This window comes from Streptomyces carpinensis, assembly GCF_002154505.1.
Classification (GTDB): Bacteria; Actinomycetota; Actinomycetes; order Streptomycetales; family Streptomycetaceae; genus Streptomyces; species Streptomyces carpinensis.
Window position 1 is genome coordinate 1 of sequence record NZ_MUBM01000166.1, and the last position, 24,411, is coordinate 24,411.

18 protein-coding genes and 3 tRNA genes are annotated in these 24,411 nt (G+C 72.6%); 10 read left to right on the plus strand and 11 right to left on the minus strand.

Features of this window, described 5'->3' with window-relative positions:
- Window positions 1-153 precede the first annotated feature (153 nt).
- The 4 genes from BZY54_RS22070 to BZY54_RS22090 all read left to right on the plus strand — a co-directional run bounded on the left by BZY54_RS22070 (window position 154) and on the right by BZY54_RS22090 (window position 6,421).
- Window positions 154-1,488: a deoxyguanosinetriphosphate triphosphohydrolase gene (locus tag BZY54_RS22070; protein WP_086727057.1), complete on the plus strand. Its 1,335-nt coding sequence runs from the start codon at window positions 154-156 to the stop codon at window positions 1,486-1,488.
- A gap of 207 nt (window positions 1,489-1,695) precedes the next feature.
- The gene (locus BZY54_RS22075; protein WP_086727058.1) at window positions 1,696-2,961 is read left to right on the plus strand and encodes an NAD(P)/FAD-dependent oxidoreductase; all 1,266 of its coding nucleotides are present in this window, start codon (window positions 1,696-1,698) and stop codon (window positions 2,959-2,961) included.
- 39 nt (window positions 2,962-3,000) lie between these two features.
- Window positions 3,001-4,920, plus strand: a complete 1,920-nt coding sequence (gene dnaG, locus BZY54_RS22080) for a DNA primase (RefSeq protein ID WP_086727061.1) — start codon at window positions 3,001-3,003, stop codon at window positions 4,918-4,920.
- Between the two features lie 217 nt (window positions 4,921-5,137).
- Entirely contained in the window at window positions 5,138-6,421 is a 1,284-nt protein-coding gene (locus BZY54_RS22090; RefSeq protein WP_086727082.1) for an RNA polymerase sigma factor, read from the plus strand.
- 116 nt (window positions 6,422-6,537) lie between these two features.
- Here the strand turns inward: BZY54_RS22090 and BZY54_RS22095 are convergent, their stop codons facing one another.
- The 4 genes from BZY54_RS22095 to BZY54_RS22110 form a co-directional block, all read right to left on the minus strand.
- On the minus strand, window positions 6,538-8,466 hold the full coding sequence (locus BZY54_RS22095; protein ID WP_086727064.1) for an ABC transporter ATP-binding protein: 1,929 nt from the start codon (window positions 8,464-8,466) through the stop codon (window positions 6,538-6,540).
- Entirely contained in the window at window positions 8,466-10,199 is a 1,734-nt protein-coding gene (locus tag BZY54_RS22100; RefSeq protein WP_086727066.1) for an ABC transporter ATP-binding protein, read from the minus strand. Before BZY54_RS22100 ends, BZY54_RS22095 begins: the two co-directional genes overlap by 1 nt.
- Window positions 10,200-10,370: 171 nt before the next feature.
- The gene (locus BZY54_RS22105) at window positions 10,371-11,825 is read right to left on the minus strand and encodes an FGGY family carbohydrate kinase (protein WP_086727067.1); all 1,455 of its coding nucleotides are present in this window, start codon (window positions 11,823-11,825) and stop codon (window positions 10,371-10,373) included.
- 119 nt (window positions 11,826-11,944) lie between these two features.
- A complete protein-coding gene (locus BZY54_RS22110) occupies window positions 11,945-12,244 on the minus strand; it encodes a hypothetical protein (RefSeq protein WP_086727069.1) in 300 nt (99 codons plus the stop codon).
- A gap of 145 nt (window positions 12,245-12,389) precedes the next feature.
- Between BZY54_RS22110 and BZY54_RS22115 the strand changes: the two genes are divergently transcribed.
- The 3 genes from BZY54_RS22115 to BZY54_RS22125 all read left to right on the plus strand — a co-directional run bounded on the left by BZY54_RS22115 (window position 12,390) and on the right by BZY54_RS22125 (window position 12,817).
- Window positions 12,390-12,462 (plus strand) — tRNA-Asn (locus tag BZY54_RS22115).
- A 5-nt stretch (window positions 12,463-12,467) separates the two neighbouring features.
- Window positions 12,468-12,540, plus strand: a tRNA-Asn gene (locus tag BZY54_RS22120).
- A 200-nt stretch (window positions 12,541-12,740) separates the two neighbouring features.
- Window positions 12,741-12,817 (plus strand) — tRNA-Ile (locus tag BZY54_RS22125).
- A gap of 123 nt (window positions 12,818-12,940) precedes the next feature.
- Here the strand turns inward: BZY54_RS22125 and BZY54_RS22130 are convergent.
- The 3 genes from BZY54_RS22130 to BZY54_RS22140 form a co-directional block, all read right to left on the minus strand.
- Window positions 12,941-13,726, minus strand: coding sequence for a VOC family protein (locus tag BZY54_RS22130; protein WP_086727070.1), 786 nt, complete (start codon window positions 13,724-13,726; stop codon window positions 12,941-12,943).
- Between the two features lie 410 nt (window positions 13,727-14,136).
- Window positions 14,137-14,316 (minus strand): hypothetical protein, encoded by a 180-nt coding sequence (locus tag BZY54_RS22135; protein ID WP_086727072.1) that lies wholly within the window; start codon window positions 14,314-14,316, stop codon window positions 14,137-14,139.
- 123 nt (window positions 14,317-14,439) lie between these two features.
- Window positions 14,440-15,189 (minus strand): ANTAR domain-containing response regulator, encoded by a 750-nt coding sequence (locus BZY54_RS22140; RefSeq protein ID WP_086727083.1) that lies wholly within the window; start codon window positions 15,187-15,189, stop codon window positions 14,440-14,442.
- Between the two features lie 213 nt (window positions 15,190-15,402).
- On the opposite strand from BZY54_RS22140, the gene BZY54_RS50960 reads away from it, so the two are divergent.
- Together BZY54_RS50960 and BZY54_RS22145 are read left to right on the plus strand one after the other, a co-directional pair.
- On the plus strand, window positions 15,403-15,543 hold the full coding sequence (locus BZY54_RS50960; RefSeq protein ID WP_158103895.1) for a hypothetical protein: 141 nt from the start codon (window positions 15,403-15,405) through the stop codon (window positions 15,541-15,543).
- Entirely contained in the window at window positions 15,540-16,472 is a 933-nt protein-coding gene (locus tag BZY54_RS22145) for an anti-sigma factor RsbA family regulatory protein (RefSeq protein WP_086727074.1), read from the plus strand. The genes BZY54_RS50960 and BZY54_RS22145 overlap by 4 nt, the downstream gene beginning before the upstream one ends.
- A 78-nt stretch (window positions 16,473-16,550) precedes the next feature.
- Here BZY54_RS22145 and BZY54_RS22150 read toward each other — a convergent pair whose 3' ends face one another.
- Window positions 16,551-17,588 carry a rod shape-determining protein gene (locus tag BZY54_RS22150; RefSeq protein WP_086727076.1) on the minus strand — a complete coding sequence of 346 codons (1,038 nt, stop codon included), beginning with the start codon at window positions 17,586-17,588 and terminating at the stop codon, window positions 16,551-16,553.
- A gap of 366 nt (window positions 17,589-17,954) precedes the next feature.
- Between BZY54_RS22150 and BZY54_RS22155 the strand changes: the two genes are divergently transcribed.
- A complete protein-coding gene (locus tag BZY54_RS22155; RefSeq protein ID WP_086727077.1) occupies window positions 17,955-21,662 on the plus strand; it encodes a S8 family serine peptidase in 3,708 nt (1,235 codons plus the stop codon).
- 91 nt (window positions 21,663-21,753) lie between these two features.
- On the opposite strand, the gene BZY54_RS22160 is transcribed toward BZY54_RS22155, so the two are convergent.
- The 3 genes from BZY54_RS22160 to BZY54_RS22165 all read right to left on the minus strand — a co-directional run.
- On the minus strand, window positions 21,754-23,103 hold the full coding sequence (locus BZY54_RS22160) for a carboxyl transferase domain-containing protein (protein WP_086727079.1): 1,350 nt from the start codon (window positions 23,101-23,103) through the stop codon (window positions 21,754-21,756).
- Window positions 23,096-23,218 (minus strand): hypothetical protein, encoded by a 123-nt coding sequence (locus BZY54_RS54780; RefSeq protein WP_279634697.1) that lies wholly within the window; start codon window positions 23,216-23,218, stop codon window positions 23,096-23,098. The genes BZY54_RS22160 and BZY54_RS54780 overlap by 8 nt, the downstream gene beginning before the upstream one ends.
- Before the next feature lie 147 nt (window positions 23,219-23,365).
- A partial coding sequence (locus tag BZY54_RS22165) for a MerR family transcriptional regulator (RefSeq protein WP_086727081.1) occupies window positions 23,366-24,411 on the minus strand: 1,046 nt, incomplete at its 5' end.

Here is a 24,411-nt window from a genome sequence, read left to right on the forward strand (position 1 = left end):
CCGGCGGCCGGACTACCGGCGTCCGGCGGCCGGACTACCGGCGCCCGGCGCCCGGTGGCCAAGCGCGAAGAGGCGTCCAACCCCCCCGGCGGCCACCGACCGGAAACAGGCGGTGACAGTACGTTTGTCACTGGCTGCGCTTACTGTCGAGGCATGGAAGGGATCGCCCCCGGGGCAGCCGAGGCAGCAGGGCCGTACGAGAACCACCTCCCGTCCGCCGGTTACGAGGCGTCGGCCGTCGAGCGGTGGGCCGCCGAGCCGGACAAGCGGCCGGGCCGTACGGCGTTCCAGCGCGACCGCGCGCGCGTGCTGCACTCCGCGTCCCTGCGGCGGCTGGCCGGCAAGACCCAGGTGGTCACGCCGGGCGAGCGCAGCCAGGCGTGGGACCCCAGCCCCCGCACCCGGCTCACCCACTCGCTGGAGTGCGCCCAGGTCGGCCGGGAGCTGGGTGCCGCCCTCGGCTGCGATCCCGATCTGGTGGAGGCGGCCTGCCTCTCCCACGACCTCGGTCACCCGCCCTTCGGGCACAACGGCGAGCAGGCGCTGAACGAGTTCGCCCGGGACTGCGGCGGCTTCGAGGGCAACGCCCAGTCCCTGCGCCTGCTCACCCGCATCGAACCCAAGCGGTTCGTCACCGACCCCGCCTCCGGCGAGCTGGTCAGCGTCGGCCTCAACCTCACCCGTGCCGCCCTCGACGCCGCCACCAAGTACCCGTGGCCGCGCGGCGCCCACCCCACCGACACGGCGTCGCCCAAGTTCGGTGTATACGAGGACGACCGGCCGGTCTTCGACTGGCTGCGCAAGGACGCGCCCGGCACGCGTACGTGCTTCGAGGCCCAGGTCATGGACTGGTCCGACGACGTGGCGTACTCGGTGCACGACGTGGAGGACGGCCTGCACGCCGGTCACATCGACCCGAACTGCCTGCAGGCCGAACCCGAGCGGCAGGCGGTGTTCGCCGTCGCCGTCGGCCGCTACGTCCCCGCGGACACCGACCCCGAGGAGCTGGCCGAAGCCCTGGACCGCCTGCTGGAACAGGAGTGGTGGCCGCACGGCTACGACGGCTCGGCGGTGGCCCAGGCCCGCCTGAAGGACGCCACCAGCCAGCTCATCGGCCGCTTCTGCCTCGCCGCCGAGGGCGCCACCCGGCAGGCCTACGGCAGCGGACGCCTGACGCGCTACGGCGCCGAGCTGGTCGTCCCCAGAAGCACCCGAATGGAGTGCGCCGTCCTCAAGGCCGTCGCCGACCGGTACGTCATGCAGCGCGACGAACAGGAACGGCTCCGTGCCGACCAGCGGATCGTGGTCGCCGAGCTGGCCGAGGCGCTCACCGCCCGCGCCCCCGAGGGCCTGGACCCGCAGTTCCGCGCCCTGTTCGAGCAGGCCCCGGACGACCGCGCCCGCAAGCGCGTCGTCATCGACCAGATCGCCTCGCTCACCGACGCCTCGGCCCGCTCGCTGCACGCACGGCTGACAGGGCGTGCATGACGGCCCGCGCGCCCGGCGACGAGGCACGCACGACATTGACAGCGCGCTTACGGACACCCGTGATACCGGTGGGACAGAGGTGATCCAGGAGGCCCGAAACAGGCCCCCAGGTGACCCTCCGTGGCCTGATCGGGCCACTCCCTCTTCCCGCATCACGCTCCGTGCGGGACGCTCGCATGTGGCGGCACCCTTACGAGGAGGCATCAAGTGGTCGACGCGGATCAGACATTCGTCATCGTCGGAGGGGGTCTGGCCGGCGCGAAGGCGGCCGAGGCCCTCCGCGCGGAGGGCTTCAGCGGCCGCGTCATCCTCATCTGCGACGAGCGGGACCACCCCTACGAGCGCCCGCCGCTGTCCAAGGGCTACCTGCTGGGCAAGGAGGAACGCGACACGGTCTTCGTCCACGAACCGGCGTGGTACGCGCAGAACGACATCGAGCTGCACCTCGGCCAGACGGTCGACGCCATCGACCGCGCCGCGAAGACCGTCCACTACGGCGACGACGGCACCCACGTGCGCTACGACAAGCTGCTGCTGGCCACCGGTGCCGAGCCGCGCCGCCTGGACATCCCCGGCACCGACCTCGCCGGCGTCCACCACCTGCGCCGCCTCGCCCACGCCGAGCGGCTCAAGGGCGTCCTGACCCACCTCGGCCGGGACAACGGCCACATCGTGATCGCGGGCGCCGGCTGGATCGGTCTGGAGGTCGCGGCGGCGGCTCGCGAGTACGGCGCGGAGGTCACCGTCGTCGAACCGTCCGCCACGCCGCTGCACCACGTCCTCGGTCCCGAGCTGGGCCAGATCTTCACCGAGCTGCACCGCGCGCACGGGGTCCGGTTCCACTTCGGTGCCGTCCTGACCGAGATCGTCGGCCAGGACGGCATGGTGCTGGCCGCCCGCACCGACGACGGCGAGGAGCACCCCTGCCACGACGTGCTCGCCGCGATCGGCGCCGCGCCGCGCGTCGCCCTCGCCGAGTCGGCGGGCCTGGAGCTGGCCGACCGCGCCCACGGCGGCGGCATCGCGGTCGACGAGCGGCTGCGCACGTCCGACCCGGACATCTACGCGGCCGGTGACGCGGCGTCCTTCCCGCACCCGTTGTTCGGCACCCGGCTGCGCGTCGAGCACTGGGCCAACGCGCTCAACGGCGGCCCGGCCGCGGCCCGCGCGATGCTCGGCAAGGACGTCGCCTACGACCGCGTGCCCTATTTCTTCTCCGACCAGTACGACCTGGGCATGGAGTACAGCGGCTGGGCGCCGCCGGGGTCGTACGACCAGGTGGTGATCCGGGGCGATGCCGGAAAGCGCGAGTTCATCGCGTTCTGGATGAAGGAGGGCCGGGTCCTGGCCGGGATGAACGTGAACGTGTGGGACGTCACGGACCCGATCCAGCACCTGATTCGTACGAAGGCACAAGTGGACACGGAGGCGCTGGCGGACCCGCGTGTGCCGCTGGACACCCTCGCCTCGTAGCGGAGCGGCACTGTCGTAGCGCCCCCGTAGAATTCACGCGTGGCAGGACGGATCAACGACGAGGACGTGAAGGCGGTACGGGACGCGGTCCCGATCGACGCCGTCGTCTCCGAGTACCTCCAGCTGCGCAACGCGGGCGGCGGCAACCTGAAGGGCCTGTGCCCGTTCCACGACGAGAAGTCGCCGTCCTTCCAGGTCAGCCCGAGCAAGGGCCTCTTCCACTGCTTCGGCTGCCAGGAGGGCGGCGACACCATCACGTTCGTGATGAAGGTCGACCACCTCTCCTTCTCCGAGGCGGTCGAGCGCCTGGCCGGTCAGGCGGGCATCACCCTGCGCTACGAGGAGGGCGGGTACAACCCCGCCCACCAGCGCGGCGAGCGCATCCGTCTGGTCGAGGCCCACAAGCTGGCCGCCGACTGGTACGCCGAGCAGCTCGCCGCCTCCGCCGAGGCCGAGACCGGCCGGATCTTCCTGGCCGAGCGGGGCTTCGACCAGGCCGCCGCCGTCCACTTCGGGGTCGGCTACAGCCCCCAGGGCTGGGACCACCTCACCCGCTTCCTGCGCGGCAAGGGCTTCACCGACAAGGAGCTGATCCTCTCCGGCCTGGCCCAGGAGGGCCGCCGCGGCCCCATCGACCGCTTCCGCGGCCGGCTGATGTGGCCGATCCGGGACATCGGCGGCGAGGTGGTGGGCTTCGGCGCCCGCAAGCTCTACGAGGCGGACAACGGCCCCAAGTACCTCAACACCCCCGAGACGCCGATCTACAAGAAGTCCCAGGTCCTGTACGGCATCGACCTGGCGAAGAAGGAGATCGCGAAGGTCTCCCACGCGGTCGTCGTCGAGGGCTACACGGACGTCATGGCCTGCCACCTCGCCGGCGTGACGACCGCCATCGCCACCTGCGGCACCGCCTTCGGCGGCGAGCACATCAAGATCCTCCGCAGGCTGCTGATGGACAACGGCTCGGCCCGCGTGATCTTCACCTTCGACGGCGACGCGGCCGGCCAGAAGGCGGCTCTGCGCGCCTTCGAGGACGACCAGAAGTTCGCCGCCGAGACCTACATCGCCATCGCGCCCGACGGCATGGACCCCTGCGAGCTGCGCCTGGCCAAGGGCGACGAGGCGGTGGCCGACCTGGTCGAACCGCGCACCCCGCTCTTCGAGTTCGCCCTCCGCCAGATCGTGGCCCGCTACGACCTGAACACCCCGGCCGGCCGCGCCGCCGCCCTGGACGAGGCGGCGCCGATCGTCGCCCGCATCAAGAACAGCGGCGCCCAGCACGAGGTCGCCGTCCAGCTCGCCGGCCTGCTCGGCATCCTGGACACGCAGTTCGTGGTCAAGCGGGTGGCCCAACTGGCCCGCTGGGCACGGGAGCGCGGTGGCCGCGGACCCGCGCCGGAGCGGCAGCAGCGGGGACCGCAGCACGCGTACGCCGCCGCGCCCGTTCATCCCACCGCCCCGCGCGGCCCGGCGCTCAACCTCCGCAACCCCGTCTACGCCACCGAGCGGGAGCTGCTGAAGCTGGCGTTGCAGCGCCCCGAGCTGGTCTCCCCGGCCTTCGACGCCTACGGAGTGGACGAGTTCACCGCCCCGCCGTATGCCGCCGTACGGCAGGCGATCCAGGACGCGGGCGGCGCGGAGTACGGCGTCGCGGACCCGCAGGAGTACCTGGTCCGCGTCCGGGAGGCCGCCCCCGACGACACGGTCCGCGCGATGGTCACGGAGCTGGCGGTCGAGGCGATCCTGCTCCGCAGGGAGGTCGACGAGGCCTACGCGGGCGCGCAGCTGGTGACGGTCCGCCGCCGCGCGGTCGAACGCCGCATCCGCGACCTCCAGAGCACGGTCGCCCGCCTCGGCACGGGCGGCGACCCGGCCCAACTGGCCGCCAGCCAGAACGAACTGTGGATCCTCCAGCAGTACGATCAGGCGCTGCGGGAGCGCGGCGCCGCGGCGCTGTGAGGGGCGAGGACCTTCCCGCGCGGCTCCAGCGTCGTGCCGGACTCCCGCTGCTTCTGCCGCAGCGCCTCCGGCTCGCCCACGGTCTCGTCCCTCTCCGAACGTGACCGCCCCGTCCGACCGTCGAACGACCTGAATAACCGCCTGGTAACGACCCGGACGCAAAAAGTCACCGCACGCCCCTCGTGGCGGCGATGTGTCGTACCCCACACTGGGTCCGGTGCCTGAGTCCTCGGAGCGCGGCCGATCCGTCCCCCACGGGTCTTTCATCCCCGCGGTTCCGCTCATCGCGTACGGGACGGACGGCGGCGAGGCCGCCCACTCCGCCCCCCGAGTACCGCTGCCGCACAGCTCTGCAGCGATCATCCTGGAGGTCGCCCCCGTGCAGACCCAGACCCTCACGCAGACAGACATCCCCACCGATCTCGTCATCCCGGCGGCCGTACCGCCGCAGGACCTGGTCGTGCACCACCCCGAGGCGGAGCCGGCGCGCGAGCCGGAGGAGCCGCCGGCCGGCGCGCTGGAGGCGGACGGCCCCGCCGACCTGCCCGAGCCCGTCGAACCGGCCGCCCCCGCGCGGACCGAGACCAGCGGGCCCTCCTCCGACCTGTTCCGGCAGTACCTGAGGGAGATCGGGCGGATTCCCCTGCTCACCGCGGCGGAGGAGGTGGAACTGGCCCGCCGGGTCGAGGCGGGGCTGTTCGCCGAGGAGAAGCTGAGCAACACCCCGGACCTGGACAGCAGGCTCGCCGTCGACCTGGACCGGCTCGTCGTCATGGGACGGGTGGCCAAGCGCCGGCTCATCGAGGCCAACCTGCGGCTCGTGGTGTCCGTGGCGAAGCGTTACGTCGGCCGCGGGCTCACCATGCTCGACCTCGTGCAGGAGGGGAACCTCGGGCTGATCCGGGCCGTGGAGAAGTTCGACTACGCGCGCGGCTACAAGTTCTCCACCTACGCCACCTGGTGGATCCGCCAGGCCATGTCCCGGGCCCTGGCCGACCAGGCCCGCACCATCCGCGTGCCCGTCCACGTCGTGGAACTCATCAACCGGGTCGTGCGCGTCCAGCGGCGGATGCTCCAGGAGCGCGGCTACGAGCCGACCGCCGACGAGGTCGCGGCCCATCTCGAACTGCCGCCCGAGCGGGTCGGCGAGGTGCTGCGGCTGGCGCAGGAGCCCGTCTCGCTGCACGCCCCGGTCGGCGAGGAGGAGGACGTCGCCCTCGGCGACCTCATCGAGGACGGCGACGCCGCGTCCCCCGTGGAGTCGGCGGCGTTCCTGCTGCTGCGCGAGCACCTGGAGGCTGTGCTGTCGACGCTGGGGGAGCGCGAGCGCAAGGTCGTCCAGCTGCGCTACGGGCTCGTGGACGGCCGCCCGCGCACCCTGGAGGAGATAGGGCGCATCTTCGGTGTGACCCGGGAGCGGATCCGGCAGATCGAGTCCAAGACGCTCAACAAGCTGCGCGACCACGCCTTCGCCGACCAGCTGCGGGGCTACCTGGACTGACCTCGGTGTGTTGATCACGACGGTCGGCGACCCTCGTGGTCGACACACCAAGGGCCGCTCACCACGGACCGACGATCGATCCGCAGCGAGCGGCCCCAGGCACCTGGCACGGGCGGTCAGTCGACCTCCGCCACCGCCTGTGCGAACTGCGCCTTGTACAGCCGCGCGTAGGCCCCGTCGGCCGCCAGCAGCTCGTCGTGGGCGCCCTGTTCGACGATGGAGCCGTTCTCCATGACGAGGATGGTGTCCGCGTCCCGGATCGTGGAGAGCCGGTGCGCGATGACGAACGACGTCCTGCCGTGCTGGAGTTTGGCCATCGCCTTCTGGATCAGCACCTCGGTACGGGTGTCGACCGAGCTCGTCGCCTCGTCCAGGACGAGGATCACCGGGTCGGACAGGAACGCCCGCGCGATGGTGATGAGCTGCTTCTCACCGGCGCTGACGCCGGAGCCCTCGTCGTCGATGACGGTGTCGTAGCCGTCGGGGAGGGTCCGGACGAAGCGATCGGCGTGCGCGGCCCGCGCCGCCTCCTCGATCTCGCCCCGGGTGACCTCGCGGGAGGCACCGTAGGCGATGTTCTCCGCGATGGTGCCGCCGAACAGCCAGGTGTCCTGGAGCACCATGCCGATCCCGGCGCGCAGTTCGTCACGGGACATCTCGCCGATGTCGATGCTGTCGAGGGTGATGCGCCCGCCGGTGACGTCGTAGAACCGCATCAGCAGGTTGACCAGCGTGGTCTTGCCCGCGCCGGTCGGGCCGACGATCGCCACCGTGTGACCCGGCTCCACGGTGAGCGACAGGTCCTCGATGAGCGGCTTGTCGGGGTCGTAGCGGAACGACACGTGCTCCAGCGCGACCCGTCCGCGCAGCTCCTCCGGCCGCACGCCCGGCACCGGATCCGCCTCCTGCTCCTCGGCGTCCAGGAGTTCGAAGACGCGCTCGGCCGACGCCACGCCCGACTGCACCAGGTTCGCCATCGAGGCCACCTGGGTGAGCGGCATCGAGAACTGCCGCGAGTACTGGATGAAGGCCTGCACGTCACCGATGGACAGCGAGCCCGAGGCGACCCTCAGACCACCGACGACCGCCACCAGCACGTAGTTCAGGTTCGACACACACATCATCAGCGGCTGCATGATGCCGCTGTTGAACTGTGCCCGGAACCCGGCCTCGTACAGCGCCTCGTTCTGCTCGGCGAACTGCTTCGCCGACTCCTCCTGCCGTCCGAACACCTTCACCAGCGAGTGCCCGGTGTACATCTCCTCGATGTGCGCGTTGAGCTGGCCGGTGGAGCGCCACTGCTGCACGAAGTGCGGCTGCGACCGCTTGCCCACCCGGGTGGCCACGACGAACGACAGCGGCACGGTCACGAGCGCGACCAGCGCCAGCAGCCAGGAGACGTAGAACATCATCACCAGGACGCCGATGATGGTCAGCACCGAGTTGATGAGCTGGCCCATCGACTGCTGGAGCGTCTGCCCGATGTTGTCGATGTCATTGGTGGCGCGGGAGAGCACCTCGCCGCGCTGGCGCTTGTCGAAGTACGACAGCGGAAGACGGGACAGCTTGGTCTGCACGTCCTCGCGCATGCGGAACATGGTCCGGTTCACCGCGCGGTTCACCAGCCGCGTCGCCACGGCCATCAGCAGGCCGGCGACCAGGAAGGTGCCGAGCGCGAACAGCAGGACCTCACCGACGGCCCCGAAGTCGATGCCCTTGCCCGGGGTGAAGTCCGTGCCCTTGAGCATGTCGGCGATGGAGCCCTGCCCGCGCTCGCGCATGGAGTGCAGGACCTGGTCCTTGGTCGGACCGGACGGCATCTGCCGGCCGATGATCCCCGCGAACACCAGGTCGGTGGCCCGGCCGAGGATCTTCGGCCCGATCACGCTGAGCGTGACGCTCGCGACCACGCAGAGCACCAGTGTGACGATCGTGGCCCTTTCGGACCTGAAGTGGGAGATGAGCCGTTTGCCCGACTTCTTGAAGTCCATCGAGCGGCTGTTGGGTCCGCCCCCGGCCATCATCCGACCCATGGGCCCGGCCATCAGGCAGCCTCCGCTTCCGTCAGCTGGGAGAGCACGATCTCCCGGTAGGTCTCGTTGTCCGCCATCAGCTCGTGGTGGCGGCCGGTGCCGACGACGCGTCCCTCGTCCAGGACGACGATCCGGTCGGCGTCCCGGATGGTCGCCACCCGCTGGGCGACGATGACGACGGTCGCCTCGGCCGTCTCTCGGGCCAGCGCCGCCCGCAGGGCCGCGTCGGTGGCGTAGTCGAGGGCGGAGAAGGAGTCGTCGAAGAGGTATATCTCCGGCCGCTGGACGAGGGTACGGGCGATGGCCAGGCGCTGGCGCTGACCACCCGACACGTTCGTGCCGCCCTGGGCGATGGGCGCGTCCAGCCCGCCCTCCAGCTTGGAGACGAACTCCTTGGCCTGCGCCACCTCCAGGGCGTGCCACAGCTCCTCGTCGGTGGCGTCCGGGTTGCCGTAGCGGAGGTTGGTGGCGACCGTGCCGGCGAACAGGTACGGCTTCTGCGGGACCATGCCCACCGTCTTCGCCAGCAGCTTCGCGTCCAGGGTCCGTACGTCCACGCCGTCGACGAGGACCTCGCCGTCGGTGGCGTCGAACAGGCGCGGCACCAGGCCCAGCAGGGTGGACTTGCCGCTGCCGGTGGAGCCGATGACGGCGGTCACCTCGCCGGGGCGGGCCACCAGGTCCACGGCCTTCAGCACGGGCTCCTCGGCGCCCGGATAGCGGAAGCCGGCCTGACGGATCTCCAGATGCCCGTGCCTGCGCAGCTCCAGCACGGGCGCGAGCGGCGCCACGACGCTCGACTCGGTGCCCAGGACCTCCTGGATGCGCTCGGCACACACCTCCGCACGCGGCACCATCATGAACATGAACGTGGCCATCATCACGGACATCACGATCTGCATCAGATAGGCCAGGAATGCGGTCAGGTCACCGATCTGCATGCCACCGCTGTCGATGCGGTGCGCCCCGAACCAGACCACCGCGATGGACGACAGGTTCACCACCGTCATCACCATGGGGAACATCAGTGCCAGCAGCCGGCCGGTGGCCAGGGCCATGTCCGTCAGGTCGCCGTTGGCCTTCCGGAAGCGGCCCTCCTCGTACTCGTCGCGGACGAAGGCGCGGATCACCCGGTTGCCGGTGATCTGCTCGCGCAGCACCCGGTTCACCGTGTCCAGCCGGGTCTGCATGGACCGGAACAGCGGGCGCAGCCGGCGCACGATCAGCGTCACGCAGATGGCCAGCACCGGTACGACGGCGACCAGGACGCCCGACAGGGGCACGTCCAGACCGAGGGCCAGCACCACACCACCCACGCACATGATGGGTGCCGACACCATCAGGGTGAAGGTCATCAGGGCCAGCGTCTGCACCTGCTGGACGTCGTTGGTCGTACGCGTGATGAGGGAGGGCGCACCGAAGTGGCCCACCTCACGCGCCGAGAACGACTGCACGCGGTCGAAGACGGAGGCGCGCACGTCGCGGCCGAGCGCGGAGGCGGTCCGGGCGCCGTAGTACACGGCGCCGATGTTGCAGACGACCTGCGCCAGCGAGATGCCGATCATCGCGGCACCGGACGTGAGGATGTAACCCGTGTCACCTTTCACGACACCGTTGTCGATGATGTGGGCGTTCAGCGTGGGCAGGTAGAGGGTGGCGCAGGTCTGCAGGAACTGCAGCAGCACCAGTAGGGCAAGTGGTCTCTTGTAGGGCCTGAGATAGGTCCGCAGAAGTCGTATGAGCACGCTGGGTCTCTCGGAGTCGGCGGTGGGGGCGGTCGATGTCCCCTGGCCCCTATCGTCGAACACTCCACCCGCGTTACCTCAACTGATTAAGCCGATAGCGGTCCACCGGCCGATGCATCGTCAGCCGGTGGACCTACTCCGTACGGGTGGCCTTCGGGAACTTACGAGGCATTACGGGTGAAAAGCCCCCGGATGGGTCTGTTCGCGCACCGACACGTACTGCTGACGCACCGCCTGGCCCACCGCCAGTTCCTCCCCCGCCTCCAGGACCTGGGCGACGGCGCCCTGCCAGGCCGGCGGCGTGCGCGGGTCCAGGGTGCCCTGGGAGACGCCCAGAGCCCACGCGGCCTGCCGGGCGGCGCCGATCGCCGCGTAGTCCGCGGGCTGCGGGACCACGACCTGCGCGCCGAACAGCGAGGGGGCCGCGGCCTGTACCGCGGGCAGCTCGGCGGCCGCTCCGAGCAGGAAGATGCGGCGCACCTCCACACCCCGCCCGCGCAGCACGTCCAGTGCGTCCGCGAGCCCGCACAGCATGCCCTCGAACGCGGCCCGCGCCAGGTGCTCCGGCTTCATCGACTCGCGCCTGAGGCCCGCCAGCGTCCCCGCCGTGTGCGGCAGGCTCGGGGTCCGCTCGCCCTCCAGGTACGGCAGGAGGACCAGCCCGTGCGCGCCCGGCGTCGACTTCATCGCCAGGTCGGACAGGCTCTCCAGGTCGGGCAGCCCCAGCAGTTCGGCGGTGCCGCGCAGCGCCCGTACCGCGTTCAGCGTGGTGACGACCGGCAGGTGCATGCCGGTGGCGTCGGCGAGCGAGGTGATCATCCCCGTCTGGTCCACCAGTGCCTCGGGGTGGACGGCCATCACCGAACCGGAGGCGCCCAGCGAGACGACGGCGTCCCCGAGCCCCAGGCCGAGCCCGAAGGCGGCGGCCATGGTCTCCCCGGTGCCGGCGGAGATCAGCAGCCCCTCGGGTGTCGTGCCGGCTGCCTCCGCCGGGCCGATCACCTCCGGCAGTGCGGCCTGGTGACCGAGGGCCAGCTCCACCAGGTCGGGCCGGTAGGCACCGGTGGCCGCCGACCAGTACCCGGTGCCGGAGGCGCCGCCGCGGTCGGTGGTCCGCCGTACCGGGCGGCCGAGCAGCTGCCACACCAGCCAGTCGTGCGCCTGCAGCAGCAGGGCGACACGCCGGGCGGAGTCTGGTTCGTTCTTGGCGAGCCAGCGCAGCTTGGTCACGGGCTGCGCGGCCTGCGGCACACAGCCGACCGCCTGCGCCCACGCCTCCCGGCCGCCGAGCGCGTCGATCAGGTCGGCCGCGGTGACCTGGGCCCGCCGGTCGCCGCCGACCAGCGCGGGGCGCACTGTGGTGCCCTGGTTGTCCAGCGGGATCAGCGCGTTCTGCTGGGCGGAGACGCCGATGGCCTGCACGCCCTCCAGCAGTCCGCCGCCCGCGGCCTCCCCGAGCGAGAGCAGCCACGCCTGCGGATCGACGTCGGCAGGGCGACCGCCCCCCTCGGGGCTCTCCACCGGATGCGGCGCGTAGCCCTGCCTGAGCACGGCCCCGGTGTCCGTGTCGCAGACCACGATGCGAGTGAAATCGGGTGAACTGTCCAACCCGGCGACTATCCCCATGCCAAAAATTCTGCCGCACCGCCACGCCTGCTCGGGCCGCGGGCGCCGTATCGCCGCGGGAGCGGGGAGGAAGAGCGAGGGGACGAGGGGGCCGGGGGACCAGGCAGGACCGGAAAGGGCTAGGTGTTGCTCGTGCCCCAGTCGTCCGATCCGCTGCCGTTGCGTTCGCGCAGGGAGCGCACGCGCTGGGCGACCGAGTCGGGCATCCGGTCGCCCACCTTCTCGCTCACCACGTGGTAGGCCTTGCCCGCGAACTGGCGGCCCTGCTGCGCCGCGGACTCGGCGGTGTTGCGCACCGCGGGGTTCTGCGAGACCTGACGCGCGGACTTCCTGAGCTGTTCGTAGCGCTCACGTCCCGCCTTCGTGCCCAGTACGTAACCGACAGCCAGCCCTGCGATGAAGACGAGCCGGTAGCGCATGGTGGCCACCCTTCCTTGCCTCGATGTCGGAGCCGGGGGGAACCGATTGGCAAAGCACCCCCCTGCTTGCGCTAATGTATGTGTCGCAGCGAGCGCGCGCCCCCTGGCCAATACCCAGGTAGGCACGTTCGATGCAACGAGGCATTCCTCCGTAGCTCAATTGGCAGAGCAGCCGGCTGTTAACCGGCAGGTTACTGGTTCGAGTCCAGTCGGGGGAGCTCGGTCCTCCGTAGCTCAATTGGCAGAGCAGCCGGCTGTTAACCGGCAGGTTACTGGTTCGAGTCCAGTCGGGGGAGCATGCTGAACGAGGACCCTTCGGGGTCCTTTTTCATGTCCGGCTTCTCTCCGGCCCGGCCTGCGGGGAACCACCGCGGCCCGGGCGAAGTCTTCAAGGTCATGAAGGGCCGGGGGAAGCCGACCATGGCGAAGCAGGAGATCGTATGAGCGGCTATGCTGCGGCAGACGGCGCGCACACTTGTACGCGACGCGCCGCAACGGGGCGGTAGCTCAGCCGGTTAGAGCAGCGGACTCATAATCCGTCGGCCGTGGGTTCGAGTCCCACCCGCCCCACCAGGCGCTGCACGCGCAGAAGCGTTTCTACCTGCGCACGGCGTGAGGACGGGGGCCGCCACGCGGACGTGGCGGCCCCCGTTCACTCGTCAGGAGCAAGATGACCGTCGTGGTGCCGCCTTCCGCCTACGCCTGCCGGGGGTTCGGCTTGAGGACCGCGAAGACCGCACCCGAGGTGTCCGTCAGCCACGCGATCCTGCCCACCTCCGGCACGTTCGCCGCCGGCATCAGCACCGAGCCGCCGTGCTCCGCCGTCCTCCGGACGATCTCGTCGGCGTCCGCGACCGCGAAGTACGGCACCCAGCTCGCCCCCTGCCCGCCCTCCTGGAGCGGAGCCACCCCGCCGAAGGACGTGGCCTGCGGGTCCCCGTTCCCGAGGCTGAGCACCTGATACGTCATCCCGGGCGCCTGCATCTCCTGGGAGCGCCAGCCGAAGAGATCGCGGTAGAAGCCGATCCCGGCCGCCGGGTCGGGCACGTGGAGCTCCACCCACACCAGGGCGTCGTCCTCGGACGCCTTCTCCAGCCCTCCCGGCGTCCTGCCCGGCTGCAAGGCCGCGAACCGGGCTCCCTGCTGGTCGGTGAGCTGGGCGATCCGCGCTCCGCCCACGATGTCCAGGGGCGCCACCCGGACGGTGCCGCCGCCCTGCTCGACGGCGTCCGCCGTGGCCCGGATGTCATCGGTGTGGAAGTACACCGTCCAGGCGCTGGCGCCGCCCTCCTCGGTCAGCGGACCCAGCGCGGCGACGGTGCTGCCGTCCTTCTGGAAGAAACCGTAGCCGCCGCCCTCGGGCCCCGCGGAGACGTACCGCCAGCCGAAGACACCCCCGTAGAAGGCGGCCGCCCGGTCGGGGTCCGAACTGCCGAGATCGATCCAGCAGGGTGATCCGTGGGTGAAGTCTGTGCCGAGCATGCGCGCCCTCCGACGGCTCCGCGGGACCACCGCTCCGCAGCCCCGTACGACGACGTCTGCAACGATGCCCACGCCCGGCCGTCCCACCCTCGCACCCGTTCGGCGGGCCGGGTGGATTCACGCTCCGGAGTGACGGGCGGGCGACGGGGCAGTCGGTCGCCGCCGACCGCGCGGCGCCCGAGCGCGGCGGTGTTCCGGCCGAACCTGACGTGGGGACCCGCCGACGGGACCCGCCCGACGGGGTGCAGGCCACCGGCCGCCCGACGGTCCGTACCGCGACGGCCGCACCGTACGGACCGTCGGCATGGGGTACACACGAGTCGGCCGCCACGGCTCGGCGGCCGGCGGGGGCACCGGAGCAGAGGACGTGGCGGCCTGGGGAAGAGGACTACGGCCTGGAACGGGACCGCTCAGATCCGACGGCCGATGCGGCGGTCGGCGTCGGCGGCGTCGGCCGTCTCGGGAAGGTCGTCGCGGTCGCCCTCGGCCTGGGAGGGCGTCGGGTACGGCGTGTCCGGCAGCTCGGCGATCCGCCGGGCCTCGTTGTCGTCCCGCTCGCCTTCGGCCTGGGAGGGGGTGCGCTCTCTCATGGTGGCGCCTCCTGCGGACGCAGCTGGAATCTCGGGGATCGGGTACCCCCGAACACCCGTTGCACCCGGTACGCCGGGGCCGGCACGTACCCGCGCCCGGCACGCCCTCCCGGTAAGCCGGGGTCAGCGCGTCGTCGCCCGCGCGGCGGGACCGCCCGCCGTGCGGGCGACCGCCGTGCGCAGGGCCAGGCGGATCTCCTCCGGCGGCGCCGGGCCGCCGGGCTGCGCGCCCGCGGTGACCGCGGCGGCCACCGTCCGCAGCTTGGTGTTGGACCGCTGGGAGGCCTCCCGGAGGATGTCCCAGGCCTGCTGCGGTGTGCAGCCGTGGGCGGCCATCAGGACACCGCGCGCCTGGTCGATCACCGGACGGGAGACGATGGCCGTGCGCAACTGGTCGACCTCCTGCTGCAACTGCGACAGCCGCTCCGTCCGCTCCACGGCCACCGCGGAGCCGCCCCGGGGGGCCGACCCGGTCGGCTTGCGTCCCTCCCGCGCCGGGCGCAGCGGGTCGGTGGTGTCCAGGCCGGCCAGTTCCAGGATGCGCAGCGGCTGACCGGTCCAGCCGGTGGCCGACACCTGGACGAGGTGCCGTCTGCCGTGTTCGTCGAGGGTGTCCAGGAACTCCAGTCCCGCGGTGTCCATGAACGTCACCCCCGCCATGTCCAGGTCGACCCGCCGGACTCCCGGCGGCAGTTCGGCGAGCGCACCGGCCAGCGCGTCCGCGCAGCCCCGCACCAGCTCCCCCTGCGGGGCGAGCCGGGCGCGGCCGTCCGCATGCGTTTGTACGTCGATGGTCAGCGTGTCGACAGGAGTGGTCAAACGTCGTCCAAGTCGTGCAGGAAATGGTGGAGGTGGTGATGCCGCTGAGGTCATGTCCCCGCCCTTGCTCTTCACGGCAGTCCCCGCGCGTCCCAGTGGTACTGCCCTGCGCGTGCCCGGTCCCCGGCGGACTACACCTGGCGATGGCGGGGCACGGCCACGTCAGACACCGGACACATGGCAGGGGCATGAGGCGGCGCACACGAGGTACGCGAGATCAAAGGCTGTGTCCGCAGCCACGACAGAGCGGTCCGCGAGGATGAGGACGTGTACCACCCGGAGCTTTCAGCCGCGACCCGTGTCCATGCCGGCGTCCTCGCCGGCGTCGGGCTCGGCGACGCCGTGCTCGCCGAGGCCGCGTGGCGGCTCGGGCCGGGGCGGGAGGTGATCGAGGTGCCGGCGTCATGACCTTCGGCGCGGAGCCCTTCGTCCACCCGGCCCTGTTCTACCGGGACGAACACGAGTACCTGGCTGGCACCGTGGCCTTCGTGCGCGCCGGCCTGGCCTCCGGCGAGCCGGTGGCGGTGGCCGTGCCCGGCGAGAACCTCCGGCTGATCCAGACCGGACTGGGCGCGGACGCCGGCGCCGTGCGGCTTCTGGACATGCGCGAGGCCGGGCGCAACCCAGGGCGGATCATCCCCGCGGTGCTGCGCTCCTTCGCGGACGCCCAGCGGGCCGGCCGACGGGTGCGGATCATAGGCGAGCCGATCTGGGCCGGGCGCACACCGGTCGAGTACCCGGCGTGCGTCCAGCACGAGGCGCTGATCAACGCGGCGTTCCAGGGCCGCGAGGTGACCGTCCTGTGCCCGTACGACGCCACTCGCCTGGACGAGCGGGTCCTGGCCGACGCGCATGCCACGCACCCCCTCGTCATCCTCCCGGGGTCGGCGCAGGAGCGGGACAGCGCCGCCTACGCCCCCGAGCACGTCGTCGCCCGGTACAACGAGCCGCTGCCGGCCGTGCCGGACGCGCTGAGCTTCCGCTTCACGGCACCGTCCCTGCCGCAGGCCCGGCGCACGGCCACCGCCGAGGGCGCGCGGCTCGGGCTGACGGACCGGCGCCTGCAGGACCTGGCCCTGGTCACGGCCGAGCTGACCACCAACAGCGTGGTGCACGGCGGCGGTTCGGGCGAGCTGCGGGTGTGGGCGGCGGACGGGTACGTGCTGTGCGAGGTCCGGGACCGGGGGCGCCTGGAGGATCCGCTGGCCGGGCGCCGGCCCGCCGCCCGCGACCAGCGCGGCGGTCGGGGCCTGCTGATGGTGAACCTCGTCGCCGACCTCGTCCGCCTGCACACGGGCGAGGACGGCACCACGGTCCGCGCCTGGTTCGCCCGCTGACGAGCCGGACCCACGCCCCGCACCGCACGCACGGGGTGGGCGCCGCTCCGCCGGCCCCCACGCGCCGGCGGCCGCCGACTACGCCCCCAACGGGTCGAGGACCAGCGGTTCGACCCTGCCCTCCAGCATCTCTCCCAGCCCCAGGACCGCGCACACGTCGGGACGATCGGCGATGTTGACCGGCATGCCGGTGGCCTCCCGCAGCATCTCGTCCAGGCCCGGGAGCAGCGCGGAGCCGCCGACCATCACGATGCCGCGGTCGGCGAGGTCGGCCACCAGGTCGGGCGGGCACTCCCGCAGCACCTTGTAGATGCCGTCGAGCACCGTGGTCAGCGGCGTCTGGATGGCCTCCCTTACCGCGGCGGTGTCGACCAGGACCGACCGGACCAGCCCCGTCGCCACGTCCCGTCCGTGGATCTCCGTGGACGCGGGTCCCTGCGCGGTGAGCCCGTTGCCGTGCAGGGCCAGTTGCAGCGGGCGCACGGACTGGCTGGGCAGCATCAACGCGTGTTCGTGGCGCAGGTGCTGCACGATCGCGCGGTCGACGGCCTCGCCGCCGACGGGCATGCGCTGGGCGGTGACGATCGAGCCCAGGGAGAGCACGGCCACCTGGGTCGCCGCGGCGCCGCACATCAAGATCATGGTGGCCTCGGCCCGCTCCACGGGCAGCCCGCAGCCGACGGCCGCGGCGATCAGCGTGTCGACCAGCTCCACGCGGCGGGCGCCGAGTCCTACCAGGGTCTCGACCGTGGCCCGCTGGGCGAGCGGATCGGCGTCGTGCGGGGTGCAGGCCGCGGCCCGCAGCCGGGGCTTGCGGCGCAGCGCCCGGCGCATCCGGTCGCCCAGCAGATGCCGCAGCATGCGCTGCGCCATCTCGATGTCGATGACCGTGCCGCCGGAGACCGGGCGGACGACGCGGATGTAGTCGGGGGTGCGGCCGGTCATCCGCTCCGCGAACTCGCCGACCGCGATCAGCGCGCCGTTGCGGGTGTTCACGGCGGCCACCGAGGGCTGGTCGACGACGAGCCCGGCGCCCTTGACGTACACACGGGTCCGGGCCGCTCCCAGGTCGACGGCGAAGTGGCAGCGGCGCAACTGCTCCAGACTGGCGGACATGGCAGATCCTCCCGAGAGCGCGGGCCGTGGCAGCCGCCGGGCAGCGGCCTCACTGGCATCGTGCGGGCGGCGGGGGAGCGGGCGCCTGTTCAAGGGGGCCGGGCGGGGGGCCGCTGGACGAGTGCATTTTACGGTTATCGGCTGAATAAGCGCCAGATAAGCGGAATCTGAGGCGCCTTGTTCGTGGCGGGAACCTGCCAGGGTGCCCATCCGTCACCTTTCGTCAACTCCCGTGCCACGCATGCCTTCTGACACTCTTCGCATCGGCAGACGCACCGCTCCACTGCACTCGCCGGCATCCCGCAGCAGTCGCCGGCACTCGACGCACCTCCGACGAGACGCAGCTCCCGACGAAGAGAGGCACGGATGAGCAGAGGACCAGGCAGACGGAGAGCGATCCTCCTGTCGGCCGGGCTCGTGATCGCCCTGCTGCCGACGGGGCAGGCCGCCGCACAGCGGGCCGCCCGGCAGGAGACCGCCCCCCGCGCGAAGGCCGGCACCCCGGATGGCGCCCGCACCGTCACCCTCGTCACCGGCGACAAGGTCACCGTCACCGACCTCGGCGGGGGGAGGAAGACCGTCACGGTGCGGCGGCCGGCGGGTGCCACGGGCGCAGTGCGCACCCAGGTGGCAGGCGGCACCGTCACCGTCGTACCGGACGAGGCGCGTCCCTATCTACGGGCGGGCCGGCTGGACCCGCGGCTGTTCGACGTCAGCGCGCTGCTGCGGCAGGGACTGGGCGACGCGAGCACCGGCGAACTGCCGCTGATCGTGACCTACGGCAAGGGCGCCCGGGTGGAGACCCCGCGCGGGGCGGAGCCCACACGCAACCTCGCCAGCGTGCACGGGGCCGCCGTGGAGGCCGGCAAGGGGCGGGTGTTCTGGCGTTCGTTCACCGGGAAGGGAAACCGGGAGAGCGCGGTGCACGGCACCGCGCAGGACAGCCGAAGCACCACGCCGGCGAGCGGCATCGACAAGGTCTGGCTGGACGGGCGCGTCACGGCCGACATGGCCGAGTCCAACGCGCGGATCGGGACGCAGACGGCGTGGGAGGCCGGGCTCACCGGCAAGGGCGTCACCGTCGCCGTCCTGGACACCGGCGTCGACGCCTCCCACCCCGACCTCGCGGGGCGGGTGAGCCAGGCCAAGAGCTTCGTCGACGGCGAGGACACCGCCGACCGCAACGGCCACGGCACCCATGTCACCTCCACCGTGGGCGGCAGCGGCACCGCCTCCGACGGCAAGGAGAAGGGGGTCGCCCCGGACGCCACGCTCGCCGTCGGCAAGGTGCTCGACGACCAGGGCTCCGGCAGCGAGTCGCAGATCATCGCCGGGATGGAGTGGGCGGCGCGGGACGTGCACGCACGGATCGTGTCCATGAGCCTCGGCTCCACCGAGCCCAGCGACGGCACAGACCCGATGGCGCAGGCCGTCGACACCCTCTCCAAGGAGACCGGCGCCCTGTTCGTCGTGGCCGCCGGCAACATCGGGGCGCCTTCCTCCATCGGCTCGCCCGGCGCGGCCGACGCCGCCCTGACCGTCGGCGCGGTCGACTCCGCCGACCAGGCCGCCTACTTCACCAGCGCCGGGCCGCGCTTCGGCGACCACGCCCTCAAACCCGACCTCTCGGCCCCCGGAGTCGACATCCTCGCCGCCCGCTCCCAGCTCACCGAGGGCAGCGGCTACTACACCTCCATGAGCGGTACCTCCATGGCGACGCCCCACGTCGCCGGGGTCGCCGCCCTGCTCGCCCAGGAGCACCCCGACTGGAGCGGGGCCCTGCTCAAGGACGCGCTGATGTCGACGACGAAGCGGCTCGACGCCCCGGCGTACGTGCTGGGGGCGGGCCGGCTGAGCGTCCCGGACGCCGTCGGCGCGCAGATCACCGCCACCGGAAGCGCCGACCTCGGCTTCTACCGCTGGCCGTATCCCGCGAACAAGCCGGTCACCCGGACCCTCACCTACACCAACTCCTCCGACCACGAGATCCGGTTGGAGCTGTCGGTGCAGGGTGCCCCGGACGGCGTCGCCACGCTCGCCGCCTCCACCCTCACCGTGCCCGCGCACGGCTGCGCCTCCACCACGGTCACCGGCGACGGCGCCAAGGCCCCGGTGGGCGGCACCAGCGGGCAGATCGTGGCCTCGGCGGCCGGCACCCCACTCGCGCACACCGTGTTCGGCCTGGTCAAGGAGGACGAGCGGTACACGCTGACCGTGCACGTCAAGGACCGGGGCGGCGCCGCCACGGCCGCCGACCTCGTGGTGCAGCAACTCGCCGCGAACGTCGACCCGGTCCCGGCGCACGTTGGCGACTCCGGCACCCTGGAACTGCGGCTGAAGCCGGGCACGTACAGCGTGACCTCCTTCCTCGACGTGCGCGGCAGCCACGGCGCCGACTCGCTCGGGCTCGGCTTCCTCGCCGCCCCCGAGATCACGGTCGACCGGGACCGCGAGATCACCCTGGACGGCCGGGAACTCCGGGAGATCCGCGCCGCCGTGAACCGCCGCACCGAGACCCGGCAACTGCTCATGGAGTACGACCGCGACGCCGGCGGCTCCGACCTGTTCGACGCCGTCCAGGTGCCCCTGGCCTACGACAGCGTCTTCGCCGCGCCGACGGCACGCGTGCGGCAGGGCACCTTCGAGTACCGGACCGTGTGGCGGCTCGGCAAACCACTCCTGGAGGTCGAGGGGATCGCCGACGCGGTCGTACAGGCGGGCGGCACCCTGATCGAGGGCCGCACCAGGCTGCCGCTGGTCGACGTGGGCGCCGGGGAGTTCACCGGCAAGGACGTGCGCGGCAAGGCGGTCCTGGCCCGCCTCGCCGACGGCACCGAGCCCACCGCGCTGGCGCAGGCCGCGCAGGACGCGGGCGCCAGGGCGCTGTTCGTGACCGACGACGCACCCGGCCGGCTGAGCGCATGGTGGGGCACCGACGACAACGCCGACCGCCCCCTCCAGATCGCCACCGTCGACAACGCCGACGCGGCACGGCTGCGCACCGCCCGTGACGTCGACATGACGGGCACCCGCGACACGCCGTACGTCTACGACCTCTCGGAGGGCCACCCGGGAGCGATCCCCGACCGGGACCTGACCTACGCGCCGGCTTCCCGTCAACTCGCCGCCGTCCGGGCGCGGTTCCACTCCGCCCAGCCGGCCTCCGGAGGCGAGTTCCGGTACTCGGTCACCGGCACCTTCCCGATCGGCATCGGCTTCCAGGAGCGGATCGACTACCCGGCCGAGCGGACCGACTACGTCTCCACCGGCCCCGGCCAGCTCTGGCACGAGTCCGTGACGCTCGGCGAGGGCACCCTGGAGGAGCGCAGCGGCCTGGTCCGCTACACCGGCGGATCACACCCGGCGCTGAACTGGTTCCGGCCGGTCTGGCACCCGTGGCTGGGCACCGGCCTCGGGTGGGGGCAGCAGCGGGCCGGGAACAGTCTCCGGTTCAACGCGCCCGGCTGGGGCGACTCCGGGCCCGACCACACCGGCTTCGGCGACGTGTGGAGCGAGGACAGCGGAATGACCCAGACCACCACGGTCCATCTGGACGGCAAGCTGGTCGACAGCCGTTCCGGACCGGGCGCGTACGTGTGGGACGCGCCGGCCGACGAGCACACGTACAAGCTGGTCACGGACACCGCGCTCGACGCCTCCCGCTGGAAGCCCGCCACCCGGGGGCACGCCGAGTGGACGTTCCGTTCGGCGGCCACCCCCGAGTACCACTGGACCGCACTGCCACTGATCAACCTCGCCTTCGACCTCGACACCGACCTCGCGGGCCTTCTCGAGGGCGGCGGCCGGGTCCCGGTCGGCCTCCACGCGGAGTACGTGGCGGGAGCACCGGGCACCGGGACCATCGGCGCGGGGAAGCTGGAGGTCTCCTACGACGAGGGCGCGACCTGGCAGACGGTCGGGCTCACCGGCGTGCACGGTGAGCAGGCCTCCTGGCACGGCACCCTGACCGTGCCCCCGGGCGCGGCCACCGTCTCGCTGCGCGCCTCGGCGGGCGACGACCGGGGCGGTTCCGTGCGGCAGGAGATCGTACGGGCCGTCCAGGTGGGACGGTGACCGGACCACGCGGACGGCGGCGCCGTCTCCCTGGGAGGGGAGACGGCGCCGCCGTGGGTTTCCGGGGCCGTCACCTCGGCCGACGCACCCGTCAGGCCGCACCCGGATCGCCGGCGGCCGGCACGACCCCCTGGACCACGCCGAGCTCGACCAGGTCCTGGGGCCGGATCCGCAGCTGCTCGGCCGTGGCCGGGGCCTGGTCCGGCGGGCGCTTGAGTATCGCGGCGGCGAGCTCGGGTGCGATCACCGAGAAGTAACTGTCCGGCGTGACCCAGGTGTTGCCGGGCGCGGCCAGGGCGAGCGCTCCGCCCGACCCACCCTCGCCGATCACCAGCGTGGTGATCGGCGTCCGGGCGTCCGCCACCGCGACGAACAACTCGGCGATCGCGGCGCCGGCACCCTGCCGCTCCGCCTCGGCGTCGTTCGCGGCACCCGGGGTGTCCACCAGGGTCAGCACCGGGATCCCGAGCCGGTCGGCGAGCCGGATCAGCCGTGCCGCGGTGCGGTACCCGGCGGGGCGGGTGGCGGTGCCGGTCTGGGCGGCGTAGGCGACGGTACGGCCCTCGTGGTCGCCGAACCCGCAGAGCATGCCGTCGTCGGTGCCGCCGCAGCGGTCGCCGTGCAGGGACACGCGCCGGGGGAGGCAGGCGTCCAGGTAGCGCTCGGCGCGCGGGCGTTCGGGGGAGCGGGCACGCCGGACGGCGTCCCAGCCGGTGGCGGGAAGGCCCAGCGCGGACAGGGCCCGCGGCGGGGCGACCGCCGCCTTCGAGGGCCGTGTCAGCAGGCGCAGCCACAGCCCCAGGGTCGCCCGCAGCTCCTCCGGTGGCACCACGGCGTCGGCCGAGCCCGCAGCCACCTGCGCCTGAGCCGTGTACGCCGCCGGGTCGGCGTCCGGCGGCCGTACCCGGGAGCCGGCGAAGCCGACCTGGGCGCCGGGCAGGGCGAGGATGACGTCCGCGCCCGCGCCGAGGGTGGCCCAGCCGCCGCCCGTCGTCGGGTCGCGCACCACCGCGATCTGCGGCACACCGGCCGCCCGGGTGAGCGCGGACTGCCGGGCCACGCGCTGGAGCTGGGTCAGCGCGAGCATGCCCTCCTGCATGCGGCTGCCCCCGGTGGCGACCAGCGGCACCACCGGAAGACGGTGCTCACGGGCATGCGCGTACGCCGACTCAAGACGGTCGCCGGTGCGTTCGCCCAGCGAGCCGCCGAGGAAGCCGAACTCGAAGGCGATCAGCACGGCCCGGGTGCCCTCGACGTCCGCGGTGCCGCACACCACGGACTCCTGCTCGCCGGTGCGTTCGGCGGCACGGGCGCGTGAGGCGTCGTAGCCCTGCCAGCCGAGCGGTCCGTCGGCCGGCGACTGGCGCATCGGCTGGGGGAGCTCGTGGAAGTCGTCGCACACCAGGGCGATGGCCTGCCGGGCGGTCAGCCGCTCAGCCATGCGTGAGCGCCCAGGCCGCCGCCGCGAGCTCCGCGTACGTCGACGACCGATCACCGAACCGCAGGGCGACGCGCGCGCCCGGATCATCCGTCAGGGCCGGGAAGAGGGAGGACACGCTGCGAACTCCTAGGGGCTGGCGACCGGTGGCGTACGGGGCGGCCGAGGGACGGCACCCCGTTCCCCGTTCCTACCCCACGGCCGGCGCGGTTCGTCGCCGCCGGAGCGTTGAGTCGGTCACTTTCCGCCGCCGTGCGGGAGCCGGTCAGGCCGGCGTCCCCCGTACGTCGGCGACCACACAGCTGATGTTGTCCGGGCCGCCGGCGTCGTTCGCGGCCTCCGTCAGGGCGCGCACGCAGTCGTCCGGACCTTGGCCGCCGGTGAGCAGGGCGCGGATCCGCTCCTCCGGGACGACGCCGGTGAGGCCGTCGGAGCACAGCAGGTAGCGGTCGCCGGGCAGGGGGTCGTGCAGCCGCAGGTCCGGGACGGGCGGGGCGCCGCCGCCGAGGGCCTTGAGGAGGAGGGAGCGCTGGGGGTGGGTGGTGGCCTCCTCGGCGGTCAGACGGCCCTCGTCCAGCATCTCCTGGACCACGGTGTGGTCGTGGGTGATGAGGAACAGCTCGCCGTCGCGCAGCAGATACGCGCGGCTGTCCCCGATGTGCACCAGGGCGAGCTGCGAGCCCGTCCACAGCAGCGCGGTCAGGGTCGTGCCGGCGTCCTCGTCGTCGCCGGCGGCGTCCCGGACCGCCCGGGTCGCCCCCTGCACCGCGTCCTCCAGCAGGTTCAGCAGGCCGCCGGCCGGCAGCTCCGCCGTCTCCAGCGACCTCAGTGCCGCCACGGCCGCGCTGCTGGCCGGTGCCCCGGACGGCCCGTACCCGTCGGCCACGGCGAGCAGCCGGGTGCCCGCGTAGGCGGTGTCCTGGTTGGCGGTGCGGACCCTGCCCCGGTCCGAGCGGGCGGCGTAGCGCAGTTCCAGCATGGTGGTGGTGTCCTTCCTCGACGGTGGCGAGAGGTGGTCGACGAGGAACGCGGCGAGGTCCCGTCGCACGGCCGTCTCCGCCTCCACCCGCGCCCAGAAGGCGCGGATCTCCCGGGCGGCGGCGGTCGGTTCGAGGGCGCACACCCGACGGATCCCGGCCAGCGGCATGCCGAGCCGCCTCAGCCAGGCCACCAGACGCGCCTGCTCCAGCTGGGCCACCGCGTAGTAGCGGTATCCCGTGTCCGGGTCGACCCGGGCCGGCCGCAGCAGTTCCAGCTCGTCGTACAGCCGCAGCGCCTTCGGCGACAGCCGGCACGCCTTCGCGAAGGCGC

Bases quoted from the DNA above. Each gene is read 5' to 3' on its own strand.
- BZY54_RS22140 (WP_086727083.1), bottom strand. From the start codon at position 15,189: ATGACCTCAGCGGCATCACCACCTCCACCATTTCCTGCACGACTTGGA.
- BZY54_RS22135 (WP_086727072.1), bottom strand. From the start codon at position 14,316: ATGAGAGAGCGCACCCCCTCCCAGGCCGAAGGCGAGCGGGACGACAAC.
- BZY54_RS22110 (WP_086727069.1), bottom strand. From the start codon at position 12,244: ATGCGCTACCGGCTCGTCTTCATCGCAGGGCTGGCTGTCGGTTACGTA.
- BZY54_RS22145 (WP_086727074.1), top strand. From the start codon at position 15,540: ATGACCTTCGGCGCGGAGCCCTTCGTCCACCCGGCCCTGTTCTACCGG.
- BZY54_RS22160 (WP_086727079.1), bottom strand. From the start codon at position 23,103: ATGGCTGAGCGGCTGACCGCCCGGCAGGCCATCGCCCTGGTGTGCGAC.
- BZY54_RS22105 (WP_086727067.1), bottom strand. From the start codon at position 11,825: ATGGGGATAGTCGCCGGGTTGGACAGTTCACCCGATTTCACTCGCATC.
- BZY54_RS22130 (WP_086727070.1), bottom strand. From the start codon at position 13,726: ATGCTCGGCACAGACTTCACCCACGGATCACCCTGCTGGATCGATCTC.
- BZY54_RS22150 (WP_086727076.1), bottom strand. From the start codon at position 17,588: ATGTCCGCCAGTCTGGAGCAGTTGCGCCGCTGCCACTTCGCCGTCGAC.
- BZY54_RS22095 (WP_086727064.1), bottom strand. From the start codon at position 8,466: ATGGCCGGGCCCATGGGTCGGATGATGGCCGGGGGCGGACCCAACAGC.
- BZY54_RS22070 (WP_086727057.1), top strand. From the start codon at position 154: ATGGAAGGGATCGCCCCCGGGGCAGCCGAGGCAGCAGGGCCGTACGAG.
- BZY54_RS22155 (WP_086727077.1), top strand. From the start codon at position 17,955: ATGAGCAGAGGACCAGGCAGACGGAGAGCGATCCTCCTGTCGGCCGGG.